23 protein-coding genes are annotated in these 22,966 nt (G+C 63.3%); 9 read left to right on the plus strand and 14 right to left on the minus strand.

Features of this window, described 5'->3' with window-relative positions; genetic code table 11:
- Positions 1–3: 3 nt before the first annotated feature.
- From argB to LB524_RS08795, 3 genes are all read right to left on the minus strand, one after another.
- Entirely contained in the window at positions 4–897 is an 894-nt protein-coding gene (gene argB, locus LB524_RS08785; RefSeq protein WP_023772298.1) for an acetylglutamate kinase, read from the minus strand.
- Positions 898–1,052: 155 nt separating this feature from the next.
- Entirely contained in the window at positions 1,053–2,552 is a 1,500-nt protein-coding gene (locus LB524_RS08790) for an amidase (RefSeq protein WP_140789911.1), read from the minus strand.
- A 100-nt stretch (positions 2,553–2,652) separates the two neighbouring features.
- Positions 2,653–3,084, minus strand: a complete 432-nt coding sequence (locus tag LB524_RS08795; RefSeq protein ID WP_224525325.1) for an SgcJ/EcaC family oxidoreductase — start codon at positions 3,082–3,084, stop codon at positions 2,653–2,655.
- Positions 3,085–3,265: 181 nt separating this feature from the next.
- Between LB524_RS08795 and LB524_RS08800 the strand changes: the two genes are divergently transcribed.
- The 4 genes from LB524_RS08800 to msrB all read left to right on the plus strand — a co-directional run bounded on the left by LB524_RS08800 (position 3,266) and on the right by msrB (position 6,032).
- Positions 3,266–3,805, plus strand: coding sequence for a sigma-70 family RNA polymerase sigma factor (locus LB524_RS08800; RefSeq protein ID WP_224525328.1), 540 nt, complete (start codon positions 3,266–3,268; stop codon positions 3,803–3,805).
- Positions 3,802–4,524: an anti-sigma factor domain-containing protein gene (locus LB524_RS08805; RefSeq protein WP_224525468.1), complete on the plus strand. Its 723-nt coding sequence runs from the start codon at positions 3,802–3,804 to the stop codon at positions 4,522–4,524. Before LB524_RS08800 ends, LB524_RS08805 begins: the two co-directional genes overlap by 4 nt.
- Before the next feature lie 221 nt (positions 4,525–4,745).
- Positions 4,746–5,303 carry a fasciclin domain-containing protein gene (locus LB524_RS08810; RefSeq protein ID WP_224525331.1) on the plus strand — a complete coding sequence of 186 codons (558 nt, stop codon included), beginning with the start codon at positions 4,746–4,748 and terminating at the stop codon, positions 5,301–5,303.
- A 225-nt stretch (positions 5,304–5,528) separates the two neighbouring features.
- Entirely contained in the window at positions 5,529–6,032 is a 504-nt protein-coding gene (gene msrB / locus LB524_RS08815; protein WP_224525334.1) for a peptide-methionine (R)-S-oxide reductase MsrB, read from the plus strand.
- Between the two features lie 118 nt (positions 6,033–6,150).
- Here msrB and LB524_RS08820 read toward each other — a convergent pair whose 3' ends face one another.
- A complete protein-coding gene (locus tag LB524_RS08820) occupies positions 6,151–7,746 on the minus strand; it encodes a DHA2 family efflux MFS transporter permease subunit (protein WP_140711678.1) in 1,596 nt (531 codons plus the stop codon).
- An 85-nt stretch (positions 7,747–7,831) separates the two neighbouring features.
- The gene (locus LB524_RS08825) at positions 7,832–9,019 is read right to left on the minus strand and encodes an HlyD family secretion protein (RefSeq protein WP_015314402.1); all 1,188 of its coding nucleotides are present in this window, start codon (positions 9,017–9,019) and stop codon (positions 7,832–7,834) included.
- A 127-nt stretch (positions 9,020–9,146) separates the two neighbouring features.
- On the opposite strand from LB524_RS08825, the gene LB524_RS08830 reads away from it, so the two are divergent.
- Positions 9,147–9,881 carry a TetR/AcrR family transcriptional regulator gene (locus tag LB524_RS08830; RefSeq protein ID WP_140615188.1) on the plus strand — a complete coding sequence of 245 codons (735 nt, stop codon included), beginning with the start codon at positions 9,147–9,149 and terminating at the stop codon, positions 9,879–9,881.
- 95 nt (positions 9,882–9,976) lie between these two features.
- Here the strand turns inward: LB524_RS08830 and yihA are convergent, their stop codons facing one another.
- The 3 genes from yihA to LB524_RS08845 all read right to left on the minus strand — a co-directional run bounded on the left by yihA (position 9,977) and on the right by LB524_RS08845 (position 11,765).
- On the minus strand, positions 9,977–10,633 hold the full coding sequence (yihA, locus tag LB524_RS08835; RefSeq protein WP_140711676.1) for a ribosome biogenesis GTP-binding protein YihA/YsxC: 657 nt from the start codon (positions 10,631–10,633) through the stop codon (positions 9,977–9,979).
- Positions 10,630–11,268, minus strand: a complete 639-nt coding sequence (locus LB524_RS08840; protein WP_181172867.1) for a CatB-related O-acetyltransferase — start codon at positions 11,266–11,268, stop codon at positions 10,630–10,632. The genes yihA and LB524_RS08840 overlap by 4 nt, the downstream gene beginning before the upstream one ends.
- A 122-nt stretch (positions 11,269–11,390) precedes the next feature.
- Positions 11,391–11,765, minus strand: a complete 375-nt coding sequence (locus LB524_RS08845; RefSeq protein WP_224525337.1) for a hypothetical protein — start codon at positions 11,763–11,765, stop codon at positions 11,391–11,393.
- Between the two features lie 116 nt (positions 11,766–11,881).
- Here LB524_RS08845 and LB524_RS08850 point away from each other — a divergent pair, with 116 nt between their 5' ends.
- From LB524_RS08850 to LB524_RS08860, 3 genes are read left to right on the plus strand one after another with little or no spacing between them, the layout of a single operon-like run.
- Entirely contained in the window at positions 11,882–12,346 is a 465-nt protein-coding gene (locus tag LB524_RS08850; protein ID WP_140660130.1) for a MarR family winged helix-turn-helix transcriptional regulator, read from the plus strand.
- Positions 12,339–13,631, plus strand: coding sequence for an HlyD family secretion protein (locus LB524_RS08855; protein WP_224525340.1), 1,293 nt, complete (start codon positions 12,339–12,341; stop codon positions 13,629–13,631). Before LB524_RS08850 ends, LB524_RS08855 begins: the two co-directional genes overlap by 8 nt.
- Complete coding sequence (locus LB524_RS08860) at positions 13,628–15,175, plus strand: DHA2 family efflux MFS transporter permease subunit (RefSeq protein ID WP_140789886.1); 1,548 nt, start codon at positions 13,628–13,630, stop codon at positions 15,173–15,175. The genes LB524_RS08855 and LB524_RS08860 overlap by 4 nt, the downstream gene beginning before the upstream one ends.
- 202 nt (positions 15,176–15,377) lie before the next feature.
- Here LB524_RS08860 and LB524_RS08865 read toward each other — a convergent pair whose 3' ends face one another.
- The 6 genes from LB524_RS08865 to rpmH form a co-directional block, all read right to left on the minus strand.
- Positions 15,378–15,938: a fasciclin domain-containing protein gene (locus tag LB524_RS08865; RefSeq protein ID WP_140789884.1), complete on the minus strand. Its 561-nt coding sequence runs from the start codon at positions 15,936–15,938 to the stop codon at positions 15,378–15,380.
- 214 nt (positions 15,939–16,152) lie between these two features.
- Positions 16,153–18,123, minus strand: coding sequence for a protein-L-isoaspartate(D-aspartate) O-methyltransferase (locus tag LB524_RS08870; protein WP_224525344.1), 1,971 nt, complete (start codon positions 18,121–18,123; stop codon positions 16,153–16,155).
- A gap of 135 nt (positions 18,124–18,258) precedes the next feature.
- Complete coding sequence (locus LB524_RS08875) at positions 18,259–18,477, minus strand: hypothetical protein (protein ID WP_015314392.1); 219 nt, start codon at positions 18,475–18,477, stop codon at positions 18,259–18,261.
- Positions 18,478–18,852: 375 nt separating this feature from the next.
- On the minus strand, positions 18,853–20,673 hold the full coding sequence (gene yidC, locus LB524_RS08880) for a membrane protein insertase YidC (protein ID WP_015314391.1): 1,821 nt from the start codon (positions 20,671–20,673) through the stop codon (positions 18,853–18,855).
- A gap of 14 nt (positions 20,674–20,687) precedes the next feature.
- On the minus strand, positions 20,688–21,041 hold the full coding sequence (rnpA, locus tag LB524_RS08885; protein WP_015314390.1) for a ribonuclease P protein component: 354 nt from the start codon (positions 21,039–21,041) through the stop codon (positions 20,688–20,690).
- Between the two features lie 14 nt (positions 21,042–21,055).
- Positions 21,056–21,190, minus strand: a complete 135-nt coding sequence (gene rpmH, locus LB524_RS08890; protein ID WP_008833937.1) for a 50S ribosomal protein L34 — start codon at positions 21,188–21,190, stop codon at positions 21,056–21,058.
- 277 nt (positions 21,191–21,467) lie between these two features.
- Here rpmH and LB524_RS08895 point away from each other — a divergent pair, with 277 nt between their 5' ends.
- Entirely contained in the window at positions 21,468–22,955 is a 1,488-nt protein-coding gene (locus LB524_RS08895; protein WP_015314389.1) for an ATP-binding protein, read from the plus strand.
- Positions 22,956–22,966: the final 11 nt, after the last annotated feature.

The raw sequence follows: 22,966 nt of genomic DNA on the forward strand, positions 1-22,966 counted from the left end.
GCATTATGGCACGATCAGTGTGCCGGCGCCGTGTTCGGTGAACAGTTCGAGCAGCACCGAATGCGGCGTCTTGCCGTTGAGGATGACGACGCCTTCGACGCCACGCTCGATCGCCTCGATGCAGGTCTCGACCTTGGGGATCATGCCGCCGGAAACCGTGCCGTCCTTGATCAGCGCCTTGGCCTCGGCGACCGTTAACTCGTCGATCAGCTTCTTGTCCTTGTCGAGCACGCCCGGCACGTCGGTGAGGAACAGCAGGCGCGAGGCCTTGCATGCGCCGGCGATGGCGCCGGCGAAAGTGTCGGCGTTGATGTTGTAGGTATGGCCGTCGCGGCCGGGCGCGACCGGCGCCAGCACGGGGATCATTTCGGAGCGCGCCAGAAGGTCGAGCAGCGTGCGGTCGACCTCGACCGGCTCGCCGACGAAGCCGAGATCGAGCACGCGCTCGATGTTGGAATCGGGGTCGATCATCGTCTTGCGCGCCTTTTCGGCGAACACCATATTGCCGTCCTTGCCGCACAGGCCGATCGCCCATTCGCCCTCGGCGTTGATCAGCGCGACGATCTCCTTGTTGATCGACCCGGCCAGCACCATCTCGACGATCTCGACCGTCTTCTGGTCGGTGACGCGCAAGCCGCCCTCGAACTTGGATTCGATGCCCATCTTGGCCAGCATGGCGCCGATCTGCGGTCCGCCGCCATGGACGACGATTGGGTTGACGCCGGACTGCTTGAGCAGCGCGATGTCGCGGGCGAAGGCCTTGCCGAGTTCGAGATCGCCCATGGCATGGCCGCCATATTTCACCACGACCGTCTTGTGCTCGTAGCGCTGCATGTAGGGCAGCGCGCGCGACAAGAGGGCGGCCTGCATTTCGGCGGTGGCGGCGACGTCCGTCATTGGCGTGGTTCCCTGGTATTTGGTTTTATGCATGTCGTTGTCCCAAACCGCTGGGCACTTTTGGGCGACATGCATCAGGTAAGGACGGCGGCGTCTTAGCCGGAATTGACGCGAGCCGCAAATGGCATTGCTGTCATAGTCGGTTCACGGTGTCGTCATTGTGACGGCACCATCAGCGGCGCCCGCCGCGTCAGCCAGCCCGAGATTTTCTCCATCTGCGCGGCGAGCGACAAAAGCGTTTCCTCATCGCCCGGCCGGCCGGCGGCCTGGATGCCGAGCGGCAGGCCGGCGTCCGTGACATGGACGGGGAGCGCGATCGACGGCTGGCCGCTGACATTGTGGATCGCCGGCCAATGCGTGAACCAAAGGCTCTTGTCCATCAACTGGCCGAACAGCGGTTTGATCCTGAGCAGCGCGGTGAGGTGCAGCTTGTCGAGCAGGTTTTCGATCAGTTCGTCGGCGCCTTTCGGATCCATGGCGCCGCAGGCGAGCGGCGGGTGCGCGATAACAGGCATCAGAACCGCGTCATAGCGCGCGGTCTCCGTGATCAGTTGCCTCGAGGTGGCATGCAGGCGCTGCAGGCCGGCATAGGTTTCGCCGGCCGAGATCATCTCGCCCAACCGGCCAAGCACGCGCGTGGCGCGCTCGATGTCGCCCGTCACCGAGCGGCCGACGCGCAGCGCTTCACCCCGCAACGAGCCGGCGACGGCGGAGGCGACCGTTGTGCAGAAATCGGCGAAGAAATCGCGGCCGATAAAAGGCAGATCGATGTCCTCGACCGAATGGCCGCCCTCGCGGGCGAGTGCCACGGCAATGTCGAGCGCCTTCAGCGTCTCGGCCGAAATTGGCAAGCCCAGCGGCGACTTGCGGTACACCGCCAGCGTGAGCTTGCCGGGATCCCGCGCGGCAGCAGCGGCGAACGAGCTTTTTGGCGGGCGCGCGGCATAAGGCGCGAGCGTATCGGGACCATGGGTGAGGTCGAGCAGCAGCGCGCAGTCGCGCACCGAGCGAGTGACGGCGTGATCGACGACCATGCCGTACCAGCTTTCGCTCACCAGTGGGGACAACGGGACACGGCCGCGCGAGGTCTTGAGGCCGACAAGGCCGCTGCAGGCAGAAGGCACGCGGATCGAGCCGCCGCCATCCGACGCATGCGCCACCGGCACGACGCCGGCGGCAACCAGGGCTGCCGAACCGCCCGACGAGCCGCCGGTGGTGTGGCCGGTATTCCAGGGATTGCGGGTGACGCCAAAGGCCTTGGATTCCGTCATCAGCCGCAGCCCGTGCTCGGGTGACGTCGAGGTGACGATCGGAATCAGCCCGGCGGCGAGATAGCGTTCGGTCATCACCGAGTTGAAATCGGGCACCCAGGCCGGAATGCGGCTGCCGCCATGCGAGGGCACGCCCTTGATGGCGATACCGAGATCCTTGATGGCGAAGGGGACCCCAGCCAGCGGCAGCGAACGGTCGATGCTCTTTGCCCGGGTCCGTGCCGCCTCGTAGAGCGGCTCGGCCGTGGCATTGATTTCGGGGCGGGTGGCCTCGGCACGGGCGATCGCCGCTTCGGTCAACTCGATCGCCGATAGTTCGCCCCTGCGCACCAGACCGGCAAGACCGGTTGCGTCTTCTTCCCAAAGGATTCGTTCGACCGACATGTGCGCTCCCCCATTGCTGCCAAGCTAGTCAGCGGCAATTCCCTTGGCAATCCAGGCTGATAGTGTCTCAGTTTGGAGTTTGGCGGCGACTTTTAAACGGCTATCTCCCGGCGTTGGAAGGGGGCGCAATCGCCCCCGGAACAATGTCGGTGTTTTGGGCAATCTTTATCCGCCAGCCCGACTGTTCTTCCTTCAAAACCAGAAGCAGAATGCCTTCTCGTTTTCCGGCGGATGAGCCGTCCGGAGCGGATGCGCCGGTCAGGATCCATGAATAGTGCACCGATGCAATGCCGGAAGACAATTCAACAACTGACGAGACAACACCCTTCAATCGGCTGTCACGAAACATGGTTTCATGAGTTGCGCGGTGCGCCCTTTCGATCTCGGTGCGGTTCTTCCACCACATGCCCACGACATTGACGAAATTGGCGTCGTCGGCGAACAACGCCGCGAAGTCGTTCATATCGTGTCTATTCCAGGCATCGGCAAAGGCAGTGGCGACATCCTCAGGTTTGGCGAGCACCAATCCCATGACAAATCTCCCTTGCTTCGGCTGAAGCGTAGCATGTCGGGGGAAGCGCCTCAAACGCGATTGCCAGCTTTTGACTTCAAACCGGGACACTGTCTCGGGGCAGGTGTGCGGACGCCGAACTTTAGGTGCACAGCATATTTCCGGCGTTGCAAATACAGCGCAATTGCCTAATTTGGCGCGCATGACGCCGCAGGACATTACCAAGCTGATCGTCCGGACATCGATGAGAGATCGGGCAGCGTTCGATCTGCTTTACCGGCACACCAGTGCGAAACTTTTCGGCGTATGCCTTCGTGTATTGAACGACCGGGGAGATGCTGAAGAAGCGCTGCAGGAAGTCTTCGTCAAGATATGGACGAAGGCGGATCGCTTTGCTGTCTCCGATCTGAGCCCGATCTCCTGGCTGGTGGCAATCGCGCGCAATCATGCGATCGATCGCATCCGAGCGAGGCGCAAGCCCGCCGCCGATATCGATGCCGCGCTCGACGTGGCCGATCCGGCGCCGGGACCTGAAGCGATGGTGGTGGCGGGCGACGAGACCGAGCGGATCCATCATTGTCTCGATGAGTTGGAGAAAGACCGGGCGGCGGCCGTCCGGGGCGCCTATCTCAAGGGCGAAAGCTATGCCGAACTGGCGGAACGCCATGGCGTGCCGTTGAACACGATGCGCACCTGGCTGCGCCGCAGCCTGATGAAACTCAGGGAATGTCTGGAAAGATGACGCTGGCAGAGGACAACGGACCGGAACGTGGAGGCGACGAGCTGTTCGCCGCCGAATACGTTCTTGGCGTGCTGCCGGTCGAAGAGCGGCAGATAGCCTCCAGGCGCATCGACGCCGAGACCGATTTCGCGCGGCTGGTCGACGGCTGGGAAGTTCGCCTGTCGCCGCTGGGCGCGGCCTATCTTGAAATCGAGCCGCCGGCTTCGGTGAAGCCGGCGATCGACCGCCGGTTGTTTTCATCCGCCGCCACCACGCCTGCCGAGCCGCGCGCAAGCCTGTGGTCCAGCCTCGCCTTCTGGCGCGGCCTTGCGGTGGCGGCTGTTGCCGCGCTGGCGCTTTACGTCGCCGTCCCCTATGTCAACCGGCCGGCTGAACAGCCGCAGGCGCGACTCGTCGCTTCGCTGGCCGCCGACGGCAGTGACGTCAAATATCTCGCCGTCTATGATTCCGAACGGCATGAAGTCAGCCTTTCGCATGTTTCCGGCGCGCTCGCCGCCGGCAAGGACTTCGAACTCTGGATGATCGAGGGCAAGAACGCGCCGATCTCGATGGGCGTCATCCCGGCCGGTGCGACGGCGCATATTGGCGTCTCGCCCACCACGCAGCGGAAACTCGCGCAGGGCGCCGTGCTGGCCGTCAGCCTCGAACCCACCGGCGGTTCGCCGACCGGGCAGCCCACCGGGCCGGTGGTTGCCGCGGGCGATTTGAAGGGCATCTGATCGAGCCTTCGCACCGGCGGCGCCTGGATAGAACAGGCTCAGTCTATCTCCGTTCCATATGTCTAAATGGACCGGTAGCCGGCGAATTGCCAAGGCAGAAAATACATCCACAGTGAAAATAAATCAAAAATCCGCGAAATATTCTGAAACTCACGCATCTGTGTTCCGTATCTCCTTGCGTCCCCAAAAATGGGAAGAGAAACCCAAGGAGTTTTGATACAATGCGTAGATTCGCCACCCTTTTGCTCGCCGGTACGATCGCTGTTTCCGCGCTTGCCACGGCTGCTTATGCTGAAAACCCGATGGTCGGCGGCGCCGCCATGTTTGCCAACAAGACCATCGTCGACAATGCCGTCAATTCGAAGGATCACACGACGCTGGTCGCCGCCGTCAAGGCGGCCGGTCTTGTCGAGACCTTGCAGGGCGCCGGTCCGTTCACCGTCTTCGCGCCGACCAACGAAGCCTTCGCCGCGCTGCCGGCCGGCACGGTCGAGACGCTGCTCAAGCCCGAGAACAAGGACAAGCTCGTCAAGATCCTGACCTGCCATGTGATCGGCGCCAAGGCGATGGCGGCGGATGTGATGTCCATGGCCGAGGCCGATGGCGGCACGCACAAGGTCAAGACGGTCGGCGGCTGCGAGCTGTCGCTGAAGGCCGACGGTGGCAAGGTCACCGTCACCGACGAGAACGGCAATGTCGCCAATGTGACCATCGCCGATGTCGAACAGTCCAACGGCGTCATCCACGTCATCGACAAGGTTCTGCTCCCGAAGATGTGATCGGGCGGAAGATGTAACGAGGCGCTTGTCGCGGACGAACCTGCTGCAAGAGCTCTCCGTCGATCGCGCCGTCTCGCTCCCGTGATCCGCAATCGACGCGCGTGCTCCGCGCCGTCCACGATCGAAAGTGGACGGCGCGGAGTGTCGTTTGGGGCAACCGTCACCGGCTTTTGACTTTCGGGCGGCGGCATAGTTTGGCAAAACAGACGACAGGAGGAACTGGTCATGAACCGTCGCGACTTTCTTTTGAGCGGTGCCGCCGCTATCGGCGTCATCGGAGCCGCGGCAGCAATGCTGCGCATGGGCAGCCCGCAGGCCGCGCAGACCGCCGAAAAATTCGAGGTCGCCAAGACCGAGGACGAGTGGAAAGCCATCCTGTCGCCGGCCGCCTTCAACGTCCTGCGCAAGGAAGGCACCGAATATCCAGGCACCAGCCCGCTGCTCAACGAACACCGCAAGGGCATCTTCGCCTGCGCCGGCTGCGACCTGCCGGTCTATCCCTCGGAGACGAAATTCGATTCCGGCACCGGCTGGCCGAGTTTCTGGCAAGAGATCGCCAATGGCATCGGCAAGACCGAGGACCGGTCGCTGGGTATGACCCGCACCGAAGTGCATTGCCGCCGCTGCGGCGGTCATCTCGGCCATGTCTTCGACGACGGTCCGGCGCCGACCGGCCTGCGCCACTGCATCAATGGGGTGGCGCTGACCTTCAAGCCCGCCGCCGCCTGAGGACCCAAAGGCAATAAAAAAACTCCGGGCTTTGCGGCCCGGAGTTTTTTGCGTGGGTCGGAGCTTTCGGGCGTGGACTGGAGGAGCTTCCCGAAAACCGCTGCCACGATTCCTTGCTTCAGTGCCCGCCGCCTCCGCCGCCACCGGGCGCGGCCGGCTTCCTGATCAGCATGGTGAAGAACCCCAGCGTCCCGAACAGCACGGTCAGCAGATAGAACACATCCATGAAGGACAGCAGCGCCGCCTGCTGCTGGACCATGCCCGACAGCTTGGAGATCGCGGCACTGGTGGCGTCGAGGCCGGTGGTCTGCTCGAAATTGAGCGTCATGTTCTGCAGCTTGGCCTGCGCGGCGGCACTGCCCCACTGCACATGCTCGGAGAGCCGGGCATAGTGGAAGGCATTACGGTCGATCAGCACGGTGTTGATGAGGGCGAGGCCGACGGCGCCGCCGAGGTTGCGGGTCAGGTTGAACAGTCCCGACGCATTCTTCAACCGGTCCGGCGGCAAAGTGCCGAGCGCGATGTTGTTGATCGGCACCATGCACAGCATCATCGAACAGCCGCGCAGGATCTGCGGGATGAGCAGCTCGTAGAAATCCCAGTCGGCGGTCAGGTGCGTCATCCACCAGGTACCGGTGGCGAAGCCGAACAGCCCGATCATCATCATCAGCCGCAGGTCCATCTTGCTCGACAGGAAGCCGGAGATGGGCGCGGTGACGAACATGGCCAGGCCGCTGACGAACAGCGCTTCGCCGATCATCATCGAATCGTAGCCGCGGATGCGTCCGAGGAAGACCGGATAGAGATAGGTCAGGCCATAGAGACCGATGCCGATGACGAAGGAAAACAGCGAGCCGAAGGCGAAGTTGATGTTGCTGAACGCCTTGAGGTCGACGATCGGCTCCTCGGCGGTGAAGACACGCCAGAAGAAGATCACCGCGCCGATGGTCATGACGATGGCGCAGATGAAGACGCCCTGGTCCTGCAGCCAGTCATTGTTCGGGCCTTCTTCAAGCACGTATTCCATACAGCCGAGGAAGGCCGCCATGCCGGCCAGGCCCCACCAGTCGAACTTCGAGAACAGCTTGAGATTGGGCTTGTCGAAATCGATCAGCGACCAGGCAGCGGTCGCCACGAGGATGCCCGGCACGACATTGACCAGGAACAGCCAGTGCCAGGAAAAAGCGTGGCTGATATAGCCGCCGACGGTCGGGCCGATGGTCGGCGCCAGTGTCGCCACCAGGCCGATCATCGGCGAGACGATGGCACGGCGCGAGGGCGGGAAGATGGTGAAGGCCGCGGCGAAAACGCTCGGGATCATGCCGCCGCCGATGAAGCCCTGCACGGCGCGGTAGACGATCATCTGGTCGATGTTGGTGGCGGTCGCGGCAAGGGCGCTCGCCGCGGTGAAGCCCGCCGCCGCGACGGTGAACAGCACGCGTGTCGACAGCATGCGGCTGAGGAAGCCCGACAGCGGGATCATGACCACCTCGGCGATCAGGTAGGCTGTCTGCACCCACGGGATCTCGTCGGAGCTGGCGCTGAGGCCGGCCTGGATCTCGGCCAGCGAGGCCGAAACGATCTGGATGTCGAGGATCGCCATGAACATGCCGAACACCATCGCCAGGAAAGCGATGACGCGGCGCGTCGAAATCGTGTCGGGGGCAGCCGGCATTGCCGGCGGCGATCCTGCGGTGATGGTTGCGGTTGCCATTTCCTGGCCCTCCTTGGGGCCCCGTTGAGGCAGGCCGGGCGGCTCGGTGCTTCAATCAGCCACCAAGCCGCCCTCCGAAAAGCGATCAGTTACTGGTGGCGGCAGGCGCGGTACGGCTGTCGACGGCGACGACGACGCTCAGGCCCGCGCGCAGCTTGCCGGTCTTCAGCGCATCGGCCGGTACGTCGATGCGGACCGGAACGCGTTGCACCACCTTGGTGAAGTTGCCGGTGGCGTTTTCAGGCGGCAATAGCGAGAACACCGCGCCCGAGGCCGGCGCCAGCGAGGAGACGGTTCCCTGGATGGGCTGGCCGTCGATGGCGTCGACCGAGATGTTGACCTTTTCGCCGGGCACGAGCCTGGCAAGCTGCGTCTCCTTGAAGTTGGCGACGATGTAAAGCTTGTCCATAGGCACGACCACGGCGAGCTTTTGGCCGGGGCTGACCAGATCGCCCTGTTCGACGGAGCGGTTGCCGACGACGCCGTCATAAGGCGCCTTGAGCACCGTGAAGGAGAGGTCGCGCGCGGCCTTGTCGCGGCCGAGCTGCAGGGATGCCAGCGTGCTGGCGGATTCCGCGCGCTGTGCCTCGAGCACACCGATATTGGCCTGCGCGGCGGCGATCTGTGCGTCGGCGCCGACGAGCGCGGCATTGGCCTGGTCGAGCGCGGTCTGGGCGTCGTCCAGCTGTGCCTGCGTGCCGACATGGGTCTTGACCAGTTGCGCGGCGCGCTGCTGGGCCCGGCCGGCATTGTCGGCGGCGGCCCGATCGGCGACCTTCTGCGCCTGCGCCTGCTGAAGCGAGGCTTGCGCGGCCTTGGTCTGCGCGTCGATGCGGTCGAGCGTCTTGGCCAGCGTGGCGATCTGCGCCTCGGCCTGGGCGACGGCGATCTTGTAGTCGCCGGCGTCGATCGTCAGCAATGGATCGCCGGCCTTGACCTGCTGGTTCTCGCTGACGAGGACCTGGTCGACATAGCCCGAAATTTTTGGCGAGACGAACGCCATGTCGGCCTGGACATAGGCGTCGTCGGTGGAGATCATGAAGCGGCCCGTGGTCCAGTAGTCATAGCCATACCAGGCGCCGCCGCTCAGAAGGGCAAGGCCGATGATCGGCAGCAGGAAGGAGCGCACCGAGCGCTTTTTCTTGGCCGGCGCTTCCGCCGGCGGCGGTGCGACGACCGGCTGGAGGGGAATTTCCGGAGCTTCCGTCGCCGGCGCGACCTTGGCGTTGGGGAAAGGGCGGACTTCGGCTGATGTTGACGCGGTCGAGGACATGACATCTCTCTAAAGTTATAATACTGAACCGTTCGGTTCGATCAGGCCGTTGACATAGCGCGTAAAGAAGACCATATCAAGAGGCAATCGAACCGATTGGTTCGAATTATTTCGAGGTCCGACTTTTATGGTTGAGATTGTACGCAACAGCGAAACCGATCCGTGCGAAGACCTGCTGGACGGTCTGCGCCGCGGCCGCCCGGCCGCTGGACAGGACCCGGTCAAGCGCAGCCAGATCATCGATGGCGCCCGTCGTGTCTTCATCGAAAAGGGCTTCGAGGCCGCCTCGATGAACGACATCACCCGCGAGGCCGGGGTCTCGAAGGGCACCATCTACGTCTACTTCGCCAACAAGGAAGAGCTGTTCGAAGCGCTGATCGAGGAAGAGCGCGGCACCATCTTCAAGAACATGTACGACATGCTCGACCGCGCCGACGACTTGCGCCAGACGCTGGTGAAGTTCGGCAAGGTTCTGTCGATGAAGATCACCTCGGCCAGGGTCATCCAGGCGCAACGCACGGTGATCGGCGCCTCCGACAGAATACCCGATATGGGCGCTCGCTTTTACGAACGCGGACCCAAGCGCGGCCATGACAAGGTGGTGACGTTCCTCAACGCCGCCATCGAGCGCGGCCTGCTGGAGATCGACGATGTCGACCTCGCCGCCTATCAGTTCACCGAACTGTGCCTGGCCGGTCTTTTCCGGCAGTGCATCTTCGCCTATCGCACCAAGGCCCCGACCCAGGACGAGATCGACCACATCGTCAGGTCGGGCGTCAACATGTTCCTGAAGGCCTACGGCACCGAAAGGCTGGCAGAGGAAGAAAGCCACGAGATGATTGCAATCGAGGCGAAACCTTAGAAGCAATCCAGGAAATTGCGTGCAGGTTTCCGTCCGAATGCGAGAAAACAGGGAGATAGAGCTGCCCGTTCTGATGGCCGACCTATCCCAGCTTTTTACCCGCCATTGGCGGCGAGCACGATCGCGGCCTGCAATTCCTCCAAGCCTTCGCCTTTTTCCGATGACGTCGCCAGCACGAACGGGAACGCCGCGGGACGCTTCTTGATCTTGGCCAGCGTCTCCTCGATCAGCCGCGGCACGCCGGCGGCCTTGATCTTGTCGGTCTTGGTCAGCACGATCTGGTAGGACACCGCCGCCTTGTCGAGCAGCGACAGCACTTCGTCGTCCTTGGCCTTGATGCCGTGGCGGGCATCGATCAGCACATAGACCCGCTTCAGCGTGACCCGACCCTTGAGATAATCGAAGACCAGCTTGGTCCACTCGTCCACCTTCTCCTTGGGCGCGGTGGCATAGCCGTAGCCCGGCATGTCGACCAGCGCCATTGGCGGCAGGTCGGTGCCCTCGCCCGAAAATCCATCCGGCACGAAATAGTTGAGCTCCTGCGTGCGCCCCGGCGTATTGGAGGTGCGCGCCAGGCCCTTCTGGTTGACCAGCGCATTGATCAGCGACGACTTGCCGACATTGGAGCGGCCGGCAAAGGCGATCTCGGGCGGCCCTTCCGGCGGCAGGAACTTCATGGCCGGCACGCCGCGGATGAAGATCCACCCGCGCGTGAACAGGTCGGTGCTGATCGCGGTGTTGGGAACGTTCAAGCTGCTGCCTCCAGAAGAGAAATATCGGCGCCTCTGATGGCGTCGAGGTTGCGGCCGATCTTGTCCACCGGCCAATCCCACCATGCCACCGCCAGCAGCCGCCGGATCGTCCTGTCGTCGAAACGCATCTTGACCACTTTCGCGGCGTTGCCGGCGACGATCGCATAGGGCGGCACATCGTGCGTCACCACCGATTTGGCGGCGACGATGGCGCCATGGCCGATTTCCACGCCGGGCAGGATCACAGCCTCCATGCCGATCCAGACATCGCTGCCGACCATTGTGTCGCCGCGCACTTCCTTCGACCACGTGGCTGGGTCAAAACCGTTTTCCCAGCCATGACCGAAGATGTTGAACGGATAGGTTGAAAAGCCGGACATCGCGTGGTTGGCGCCATTCATGATGAAGCGCGCGCCTTCGGCTATGGCGCAGAACTTGCCGATGATGAGCTTGTCGCCGATGAAGGGATAGTGATGCAGCACGCATTTTTCGGCGAACTTGTCCGGCCCGTCGGGGTCGTCATAATAGGTGAAGTCGCCGATCTCGATATTCGGCACTGTCACCAGAGGCTTCAGGAAGCCGACGCGTGTGTGCATCGGGATCGGGTGCTTGATGCCGGGGTTGGGTCCGTCCATGTCGAAGTCCGTCCAGGAAGTGACAGCCACGTGGATCCGCAATCCGCGCGCCTGGTCAAAATAACGTGATCCGCCCTATAGCACCAATCGGCTGACGAGCGAGCCTTCCTTGCTCGCCATGCTCATTTGTTGCCGCGGCAGATCACGATCGGATTGGACAGCGCGCTGTCGAACCCACTGCCCTGATAGACCTGAACGTTCGACGCTCCGGGCGGCAGCATGAAGCTGCCTTCGACGACCTTCTGATCGCCGGCCATCGTGTGGAGATCCCAGCTAAACGTGCAGAACTGCGGCGGCGCCTTGGTTTCGACGTGGCTGCAATTGAGCTGCGCGCCGCCCAGCATGGCGGCGCCGCCACAACTGACCGCATCCTTGGCAGCCGCGGCGCCGGGGCACCCAATGAGAGCCGTGACGGCCGCGATCCCAATCCAATTCATCGCCAAATCCTTGCCGGCAAATCCACATCGCCAGGCGGCCTTTGCGGTGCCGTGGCCCATGCGTTTTTTCCTGCCCGAGGCTTAATCGGTCTTGCGCGGGGCGTCCAGCAGGATTATGTGCATGATGATAATAAGCATGCTCACGAAAAATTGTCCATCGACCCCGATCTCCTCCCATGCCCTCTTCCCCCAATATCAGCTTCGTGCTGCACGACGTTGCGCGTCTGCTTCGCAAGCGGTTCGAGCAGCGGTCGCGCGCTTCGGGACTGACCCGCGCCCAGTGGCAGGTGCTGGCGTACCTTTCGCTGCATGAAGGCATCCACCAGAACAAGCTCGCCGACCTTATCGAGATCGTGCCGATCACGCTCGCCCGGCTGCTCGACAAGATGGAGGCCCGCGGCTTCATCGAGCGCCGGCCCGATCCCGCCGACCGCAGGGCCTGGCTGCTTTACCTGAAGCCGCAGGCCCGTCCGCTGCTCGAGATCATGCGCGGCAACGGCCAGAAAACTCGAGACGAGGCCTTCGCCGGCCTTTCGCCTGAAACACAGCAGCGTCTGCTGCAAACCCTAAGCTTGATCAAATCCAATCTGCTCGCGGCTTGCACCCAGCCGGCCGTCGACCGGGAGAAAATACATGGCTGAATCAACATACCCCAAAAAGCCCGCCGGAGACGAGACGCCAGCGGGTCGGACAGACCAGATCATCCGGCTCGACAATGAGCGGGAGCAGCGGCGAGCCAACGTCGTCATCGACAATGACGAGCTGGAAGCGCCGGTTGCCCTGGAGCCTGCGGCACTCGAGGCTCCGGCCAAGGAGCCGCAGCCACGGCAGACCCCCGCCGCCGTCGCCCCTCCTGTTCCGGCCAAACCGAAGCGCAGCCTGACACGGCCGGTCCTTTTTGCGCTGCTTCCGGTCGCGCTCGTCGTCGGTGGCTATTACTATGTCACCGGCGGCCAGCTGATGACGACCGACAATGCCTATATCCAGGCCCAGTCGCTCGGCGTCTCCACCGACGTCTCCGGCACGGTGGAGGAGATCGACGTGCATGAGAACCAGGCCGTGAAGAAGGGCGACGTGCTGTTTCGCCTGCGTCCGGCCTCCTTCGAGACCGCTCTCGCCGCCGCCCAGGCCCAACTCGGCACCGTGCGCAACCAGGTGCTGACCCTGGAGGCGAGCTACCAGCAGTCGCTGTCGCAGATCGAGCAGGCGCAAGCCGACATCCCCTATTATGAGGCCGCCTTCCAGCGGCAGCAGGATCTGCTCAAGACCTCCACCGCCTCGAAGGCGTCTTTCGACAGCGCCCAGCACGACCTCGTCGCCGCGCGCCAGAAAGTGTCCGTCGCCAAGGCGCAGGCGCAGGCCACGCTGGCCCAGCTCGGCGGCGACGCCAACCAGCCGGTGGAGAAGAACCCCTTCTACCTGCAGGCCAAGTCGGGCGTCGACGATGCGCAGCGCAACCTCGGCGATTCCGTGGTCAAGGCGCCGTTCGACGGCATCGTCACCAATGTCGACGCACTGCAGGTCGGCAAGTACCTGCCGGCTTCGCAGCCGGCGTTCAGCCTGGTCTCGTCGACCGACCTGTGGATCGCGGCCGAGCCGAAGGAAACCGAGCTGACCTATGTCAGGCCGGGACAGACGGCGACGATCAGCGTCGACACCTATCCGGGCGCCGTGTGGCACGGCACCGTTGCCTCGATCAGCCCCGCCTCCTCGTCGAGCTTCTCGCTGCTGCCGGCGCAGAACACCACCGGCAACTGGGTCAAGGTCGTGCAGCGCATCCCGATGCGCGTGACGATCTATGGTATCGACGGCAAGCCGCCGCTGCGCGGCGGCATGAGCGCGGTGGTCGACGTCGAGACGGGCCATGCACGCGGCCTGCCCGACTTCGTCACCAATCTCGTCGGCCTGTTCGGACAAAAGTCATGACCAGCGCGTCCGCGACAGCTGCCACGCCGGTGGTCGCCAATCGCGGCGCCATCACTGCCTGCGTGATCCTGGCCGTCATCATGCAGGCGCTGGACACCACCATCGCCAATGTCGCGCTGCCTTACATCCAGGGCAGCGTCTCGGCCAGCGCCGACCAGATCAACTGGGTTCTGACCTCCTACATCGTGGCGGCGGCGGTCATGACGCCGCCTTCGGGCTACCTCGCCAACCGCTTCGGCCGCAAGCGCATCCTCCTGACCTCGATCACCGGCTTCGTCGTTGCCTCGGTGCTGTGCGGCTTCGCGCAATCGCTGCCGCAAATCGTCGGCTTCCGCCTGCTGCAGGGCCTGTTCGGCGCGGCTCTGGTGCCGCTCTCGCAGAGCATCCTGCTCGATATCTACAGTGTGGAAGAGCGCGGCTCCGCCATGGCGCTGTTCGGCATTTCGGTGATGGTCGGGCCGGTGCTGGGACCGGTCATCGGCGGCTGGCTGACCGAAAATGTCAGCTGGCGCTGGGTGTTCTACATTAACGTGCCGATCGGCGCGCTGGCCTTCGCCGGCGTGTCGCTGTACGTCCTGGAAACCAAGCTGGACTTCAAGGCGAGGCTGGATTGGCTGGGTTTCGGCATGCTCAGCATCACCATCGCTGCCTTGCAGATGTTTCTCGATCGCGGCGAGCAGCTCAACTGGTTCTCGTCATCCGAGATCATCGTCGAGGCGGTGATCTGCGCATCGGCCTTCTACATCTTCCTCGTCCACACCTTCACCGCCCGCAACACCTTCGTCAATCCGAGACTGTTCCTGGACCGGAATTTCGCCGTCGGCATGATCTTCATCTTCATCATCGGCATCACCTACTTGGCCTCGCTGGCGCTGATGACGCCCTATCTGCAGACGCTGATGGGCTACCCCGTGGTGACGGCCGGCATCGTCATGGGGCCGCGCGGGCTTGGCACGATGGCCTGCATGTTCCTGGTCGGCCGGCTGATCGGCAAGGTCGATACGCGCTGGCTGCTGCTCATCGGCCTGCTGATCACCGCCTGGGCGATGTACGACATGACCGGCTGGACGCCCGACGTTTCGCAATGGACCATCATCTCCACCGGGTTCATCCAGGGGGCGGGGCTCGGCTTCCTGTTCGTGCCGCTGACCACCATAACCTTCGCCACGCTGGCGCCGGAGCGGCGCGCGGAAGGAACCGGCCTCTACAATCTGTCGCGCAACATCGGCTCCAGCGTCGGCATATCGGTGGTCACCGCGCTCCTGACGCAGAATGTGCAGATCAATCACGCCAACATCGCCACTTATGTGACGCCCTTCAACCAGGCGTTCAACGATCCGGCGATCTTCCAGGCGATGAACCCCTACACCGCCGCCGGCCGCGCCGCGCTCGACGGCGTGGTGACGCTGCAGGCTACCATCATCAGCTACATGAACGACTTCAAGCTGATGATGCTCCTGTCGCTGGCCGCCATCCCGCTAGTGCTCCTGCTGCGCAAACCGGGAACGCCGGCCAAGATCGACCATAGCGCGGTCATGGAGTGAGACCGCTGGGAACGGTTGACGTTTGACCGCCGACCCCGACAATCCACGGTAGGCAAAAAGAAACCGGGGTCCTGTGAGGGACGACAGGACCCCGGCCTCGCCGATACGGCTTCCCAAGAAACATGGCACCTCGTCACGAGGCGGGGATGGCGGACCGAGAAAGCCCCAACGGCCTGCCAACGCCCCCTTTCGCCGGAAGCCGTTACTTCGGCAACAGCACCTTGTTGACGACGTGAATGACGCCGTTCGACTGGTTGACGTCTGCGATCGTCACCTTCGCCTCGCCTCCGGACTCGTCCATGATGTAGAGCTTGCCTTTCTTGATCTCGGCCGTGAGCGTGTCGCCCGACACGGTCTTCATCTCGTATTTGCCGCCCATCGCCTTGGCCTTCTTCATCATCTCTGCGCCTGAAATCTTGCCAGCCACGACATGCGCGGTCAGCACCTTGGTGAGCTTGTCCTTGTTCTCGGGCTTGAGCAGCGTATCGACGGTGCCGGCCGGCAGTGCGGCGAAAGCCTCGTTGGTCGGGGCAAACACGGTGAACGGACCCGCGCTTTGCAACGTGTCGACCAGGCCGGCGGCCTTGACGGCGGCGACCAGCGTAGTGTGATCCTTCGACTTGACCGCGTTCTGCACGATGTTCTTGGTGGCGTACATCGGCGCGCCGCCGACATTCGGGTTCTTGGCGTGGGCTGGGGCGGCAATCGCCATGCCGGCGACAAGGGCTGATACGGCGATGGTCCTGAATGTGGGCAAGCGCATGTGGTCTTCCTCCGGGTGAGGGCTGATCGGAATTGATAGCCTTTTGGAAACGCACAAGCAGTCACGCCGCGCGGGTGCCTGCAGTTTCGCTGATCACGGGAACGTGAATGGAGGCCTGCCCAAAGAAAATATCTGGACGAACCAGGCTTCTTCGACGGGCCGCGCGATTGCGGACAGGCCGACCCGTCAGGCACTGGAAGTAAGTCCCGGACATTCAGATGCCGAAGGGAAATGTATCCGGTACCTTGCCGATGCTGTCGGTCGGCTTGCTGAGCGGCGTGACCGCGGACGTTCGATCGAACCAGACAAAGGCGTCGAACTGGCGGGAGACGGACGAGTCCATGTAATGGCTGAGCCGTTCAGTCTCAGGCCTGTAGATAACGCCGATATAGCGTTCCGGCCTCGGCGCCGCCAGGTCGGCGCCGAGCTCGCCATGGCGCTCAAAATCCAGCAGGAACGACGGTTTGCCGCTCTCGTGACACAGCCGCTCGAAGCTGCCCGGCAGCGACGGATTTACGTCCTTTACCTCCATCTCACGGTCCCAATCCGAGGCACAGGCGACAGTACCGGCATCCGTCCCGAAGCCGATCAGCGCCGCCTGGGCACCGAAGCGCTCCCGGCAGAGCTGGCCGATGTTCAACTCGTCACGGACAGTGCCCATGTCGGTATGCCGCGCGTCCCCGATATGCGAGTTATGCGCCCACACCACGGCCTTCGACTTCGGCCCATGCGCTTCGAGAAGTTGATCGAGCGTTTCGAACATGTGCCGATCGCGGAGGTTCCAGGTCTCGGCGCCACCATAATACATCACGCGGTAGTAGCGCTCGGCCGATGCGACCAGACGTGCACTCTGCTTGGCGTCGAGGAGATCGCCGTCGCCCTCCATCATGGATCGCTCGAACAGATCCATGCACTGTCGCACAACGGCCTCTTCGCAGGTTCTGTAGCCCGGCCGCAGCGCCGCGCGTCCGTAGGTGCTGGGCTCGTTCTGCCAGGGCATCAGACAGCCATAGCGCTCGCGCGCGACGGCGGCCGCTTCGGGATCGACCTTGTCCAGATAGGCAAGCACCGTGGCGATCGAGCCGCTCATATTGTAGAGATCGAGCCCATAGAAACCTGCTTTCCGCGCATGACCGGGCACATCCCGGTTGTATTCACGCAGCCAGCCGATGAATTCAGACACCTCGGCGTTGCGCCACATCCAGGTCGGGAAGCGCTGGAAGAGCGGCTGCGCATCCGACCGCCGCTCCCCTCCGCGAACATATCGATTGACCTGCGCCGCATCCGGCCAGTCCGCCTCGACGGCCACGATGGTGAAGCCGTGTCGCTGGAGGAGGCGTCGGGTGACAGCCGCACGGGCACGATAAAACTCCGAAGTGCCGTGGCTCGCCTCCCCGAGCAGGACGACGCGTCGGCTGCCGAACCGATCGAACATTGCGCCGAAGGCCGGATCGTCGATCTGCGGCAAATCTTCGGCCGCCCGCGCAATTTGCTGCGGCAATGGAGGAGCGCGCGCCTCGCGCACCGATGCGTTTTCGTCGTGTCCGCCGTGCTCGCCGATCAGCGGCACGAACATGACACCACCGAGGTCTTCCTCCTCGAATTTGTTTGCAGCAATCCGCGTGACGCGAACGAGCCGCTGGGAGTAGAGGTCTTCACCGACCGGGATGATCAGCCTGCCGCCGATCTCCAACTGCTCCTGCAAGCCGAGGGGGATGGACGTTCCGGCGGCCGCGACGACGATGGCGTCAAAGGGTGCCTTTTCCTGCCAGCCTTTTGTGCCGTCGCCGATCCTGACCTCGATATTTCGGTAACCGGCGGCATTGAGCCGCCGCTCCGCCTGCTGCGCGAGCGATCGATGCCGCTCGATGGTGAAGACGTGTTCAGCAAGTTCGGCCAGCACGGCAGCCGCGTAGCCCGAGCCGGTGCCGATTTCCAGCACGCGATCGGTCGCCTCGATCTCGGCGATCTCCGCCATTTTCGCCACGATGAAGGGTTGCGAGATCGTCTGTCCGCTGCCGATCGGCAGCGGGCTGTCCTCATAGGCGAATTCCTCGAAACCCTCGTCGACGAATTGCTCTCGCGCAACCCGGCGCACCGCATTCAGAACCCGCTTGTCATGCACTCCACGGCGCGCGATGTGCGCCTCCACCATCCGATGCCTGGCGTACTCGAAATCCAGCATGAGAGCCTCCAATCAGGCGATTGATCGGATCGACGTGATGTCATCTGAAGAGCGAAGGCGTTTCGGTGGCATTCGCTCTCCCGGCTCCGGCAGACCATCCGGTCTTCCTCGGCAGCCCACGTCGATCGCGCAGGCTTATTGGTTGGTTCGCCCGGTCTGCCGGGGATTGACGCCGCCTTGCGGCGTGGTGTCGTTATCGACATCTCCCTTGAAAGTGTTCTCGCCGTCCAGTTCCTCGTCCTCGTCGAGAAGATTGCCTCCCTTGATCGTGCCCCTGGAGGCGCCGATTCCGGGATTCTGCTTCAAATCCTTGTTGGTGGGCTTGGCCGTCTTTGGGTGAATGTTGCTGCTCATCGGAATGCCTCTCTGCAAGTAGCATGTGATGAGGTCGATCTACTGCACTGCCTTGAATTTGGATGGGCGCGCCGACCTGATCCTCTCCACGCGGGAGCTTAGGGAGCCTTTTGCGCGAACTCTTGAACGCAGGATAAGTTCCATGCGGAACAATCCGGCAGCGGCGAGGGCCGGCTGATTTGCCGGCAATGACGGAGACCAGGAATTGCCGACTCGGTGCCTGTTTTATCGCGTGCCGGACCACCGCATCGCTGAAACTAAAAGGCTGGGCCCTGTAGAACACAGGACCCAGCCGTCAAATCTGTTTGCTTGCCGAGACCGTCCAACTTTATGGCTCAGTCGCTGGGGCGGGCTCTCTTGCCAAAGAGGCGCCGGCTATTCCGCCGGTGACGGTTTCTTGCGGAACAGCGCCACCAGATTGTCCCACAGCTCGATCTTGGCGCCCTGGCGCTTCATGATCACGCCCTGCTGCAGGATCGACAGCGTGTTGTTCCAGGCCCAGTAGATGACGAGACCGGCCGGGAAGCCCGCCATCATGAAGGTGAAGATGACCGGCATCCAGGTGAAGATCGCGGCTTGCGTCGGGTCCGGCGGCGTCGGGTTCATGCGCATCTGCAGGAACATGGTGACGCCCATGATCAGCGGCCACACACCGATCATCAGCATATGCGGCAGCGTGACCGGAACCAGCCCGAACAGGTTGAAGATCGAGGTCGGATCGGGCGCGGCCAGATCCTGGATCCAGCCGAAGAACGGCGCGTGCCGCATCTCGATGGTGATGTAGAGCACCTTGTAGAGGGAGAAGAAGACCGGGATCTGCAGCGCCACCGGCCAGCAGCCGGCGAGCGGATTGATCTTCTCGGTCTTGTACAGCTCCATCATCGCCTGCTGCTGCTTCATCTTGTCGTCCGCGTATTTCTCGCGGATCTCGAGCATCTTGGGCTGCACCTTCTTCATGTTCGCCATCGACGCGTAGGACTTGTTGGCGAGCGGGAAGAAAATGGCCTTCACGATGACGGTGGTGGCCAGGATCGCCAGGCCGAAATTGCCGAGGAACTTGTAGAGCGTGTCGATCAGCCAGAACATCGGCTTGGTGATGAAGTGGAACCAGCCCCAGTCGATCAAAAGGTCGAACCGCTTGATATGGCGCTCTTCGGCATAGGCGTTGATCTTGCCGACTTCCTTGGCGCCGGCGAAGATTTCGGTCTCGACGGTCGCCGACTGGCCGGCCTCGACATTGATCGGGTCGGTCAGGAAGTCGGATTGGTAACGGTGGCGGCCATCCTCGAAATACGCATAGCGCGGCTGGAACGGCTGCTTTTCGGTCGGCACCAGCGTGACGGCCCAATATTTGTCGGTGATGCCGAGCCAGCCGTCGGTCGACTTGCCGGGCTGGTACTGCTTGTCCTTCTCGACCGAGGCGTATTTGTGTTCCTGCAGGCCTTCCGTGCCGGTGAAGCCGATGAGGCCTTCATGCAGCACATAGGTGCTGGCGACGGCCGGCTTGTCGTAGCGCGTGACACGGCCATAGTTGAACAGCGAAACCGCGCTCGAGCCGGAATTCTGCACCGTGTCCGACACGGTGAACATGTAGTTTGCGTCGACGGAGAAGGTGCGCTTGAAGGTCAGGCCCTTGTCATTGGTGTAGGTGAGCGTCACCGGCGTCGACGGGGTCAGCGTCGGATTGCCGTCCACGCTCCACACCGTCTCCGCACCCGGCACCGCGCCGGTCTTGTCGTTGCCGACAAAGCCGATCTCGGCGAAATAGCCGGTGGGCAGCGCCTGCGGGTTGAGCAGCTCGATCTCGGGCGAATTCTTGTCGACCGTCTCGGTGTAGTGCTTGAGCTTGAGGTCGTCGAGCCGCGCGCCGGTCAAATTGATCGAGCCCTCGAGGCTCGGCGTGTCGATCTTGACGCGCTTGGATGCCGCCAGCGCCTGATCGCGGCCGGCCACGGTGACCACGTCACCACCGGGCGCGTTGGGAATGGCGCCCGGGGTGGTCGCGCCTGGGGCCGGTGTCGACGCGCCCGGATTGGCCGCATCGGCCGCCTTCTTCTGTTCCTCGACGCGCTGCTGCTCGATCTTGGCGGCCTCGCGCTGCGCCTCGCTGCGCGGCAGCACGTAGAAGTACTGCCATACCGCCAGGATCAGCACCGACAGGGCGATGGTGATGAAGAAGTTCCGGTTGTTTTCCATCGAGAGCCCTTGGCCTATCGTGTTCCGCGAAGTCGGCGGGAGAGTTCGGCCTTCAACTGGCCGAAAGGGGCGCGCAGCGCATCATCGCGCCCGACGATGACATAATCATTGCCGGGCACCATGTCATCTGCGGCATGGACGCGGACGGCTTCTTTCAGCCGCCGCCTGACGCGGTTGCGCACAACGGCGTTGCCGACCTTCTTGGTGACGGTGTAGCCGACGCGCGGCACCCCGCCGTCGCCGCGGTCGAGGACCTCGACGAGGAAAAACCGTCCGCGTCGCTTTTCACCACGACGGACGGCCAGGAATTCCGCGCGTTTCAGAAGCCGCTCGGGATTTTGCCCCACTGGCTTGCCGGTTGCGGGCAACGATCTCGTCTCGCTTAGGCGCTGAGCCGCTTGCGGCCGCGGTTGCGGCGAGCTGCGACGACGCCACGGCCACCCTTGGTGGCCATGCGGGCACGGAAGCCGTGCCGGCGTTTGCGGACGAGTTTGGACGGTTGGTAGGTACGCTTCATTTGTTTCAATACCGCGGGGTGCGGCCCTTCTTGATTCTGTCACTTTGTAACAGGAGCTTTGCCGGGCCGGTTTTGGCGCGATCGAAACCGCGCCGGGACGAATGGCCCGAGCGTGAGCGGGCTTATAGAAAGAAGGGTTTTGGAAGTCAATCCGGCGTCGGCGCCCTAAAGACGCACCTGTTTTGGAGCATCTATTTTTCCGACCAATGGAGAAATTGGCAAAAAAGCCGTAATCGCCTAATCTTGGCTGATCAAGTGATTGTGAAGATCGAGTCGCATGAGCGAAGCCAGCCAAGCAGGGGAAGGGACCGGACCGGCGTCAGCCGCTGTCCGCACGGTACCGCTGTCGCGTGGTCTGTCGACGAAGCTGCTGCTGCTCACCATCGTTTTCGTGCTGCTGGCCGAAGTGCTGATCTTCCTGCCCTGGATCGCCAGCTACCGGCTGAGCTGGCTCAAGGAGAGGCTGAGCACGGCCGCAGCCGTGTCGATCGTGCTGGTGCAGGGTGAGTCGACCTCGCTGTCGCGTACGGCCCAGAATGACGTGCTGATGGCGATCGGCGCCAAGGCGATCGCGGTGCGCGACGGCGGCGTGTCGCGGCTTCTGGTGGTGGCCGACATGCCGCCGCAGGTCGACGAACACATCGATCTCGCCAGCGTCGGCATGGTCAAGGGCATGACCGGCGCGCTGGATACGCTTTTTTTCGGCGGCGACAGGATGCTGCGCGTCTTCGGGCCGGTCGGCGACAGCGACAAGGAGTTCGAGCTGATCATGCCGGACTACTCGCTCCGCAAGGCCATGCTCATCTATTCGCGCAACGTCGCTTTCGTCTCGCTATTGATCTCGCTGTTCACGGCCATGCTGGTCTATGCCGCGATCGACCTGATCATGATCGGGCCGATCCGTACCATGACGCGCTCGATGCTCTCCTTCTCGGAAGCTCCCGACGACCCTGGACGGATCATCCGCCCCGCTGCTCGTTCCGACGAGATCGGAGTGGCCGAGCGCGAACTGTCGCAGATGCAGGAGCGGCTGCAAAAGATGCTGGCCGAGCAGAAGCATCTGGCCGACCTCGGTCTCGCCGTGTCGAAGATCAACCACGACATGCGCAACATCCTGGCCTCCGCCCAGCTGATGTCGGACCGCCTTCGCCTGGTCAAGGATCCGACCGTGCAGGCGTTTGCGCCGAAGCTTCTGCGCGCGCTCGACCGCGCCGTCTCCTATTCGGAGGGCGTGCTTCATTACGGCCGCACGCAGGAGCCGCCGCCGTCGCGCCGCAGGGTGAGGCTGCGCCAACTGGTCGAGGACGTGCACGGCCTGCTCGACATCGAGCAGGGCATCGAGTTCATCAACGCGGTCGAGATGGCTTTCGAGGTGGATGCCGATTCCGACCAGCTCTTCCGGGTGCTCACCAATCTTTGCCGCAACTCGGTGCAGGCGATGGCGGCCGATACCGAAAGCGCCGTGGTGCGGCGGCTGGCGGTCTCGGCCGAGCGCATGGGCAGCGTAAGCCGCATCGCCGTCACCGACACCGGCCCCGGCCTGCCGCCGAAGGCGCGAGAAAACCTGTTCGCGGCCTTCCGCGGCTCGGCGCGCAGCGGCGGCACCGGGCTTGGCCTGGCGATCGCGCATGAACTGATCAGGGCGCATGGCGGCACGGTGGAATTGGTCGAATCGATCGGCGGGCGCACCACATTCGCCGTCACCATCCCCGACCAGCCGGTGCGGCTCGACCAGGCCCGTGGCAGCCTGCGCCGCCCGGCCTGACGGCTTCCGTG

The organism is Mesorhizobium sp. ESP6-5 (assembly GCF_020164695.1).
GTDB lineage: Bacteria > Pseudomonadota > Alphaproteobacteria > Rhizobiales > Rhizobiaceae > Mesorhizobium > Mesorhizobium australicum.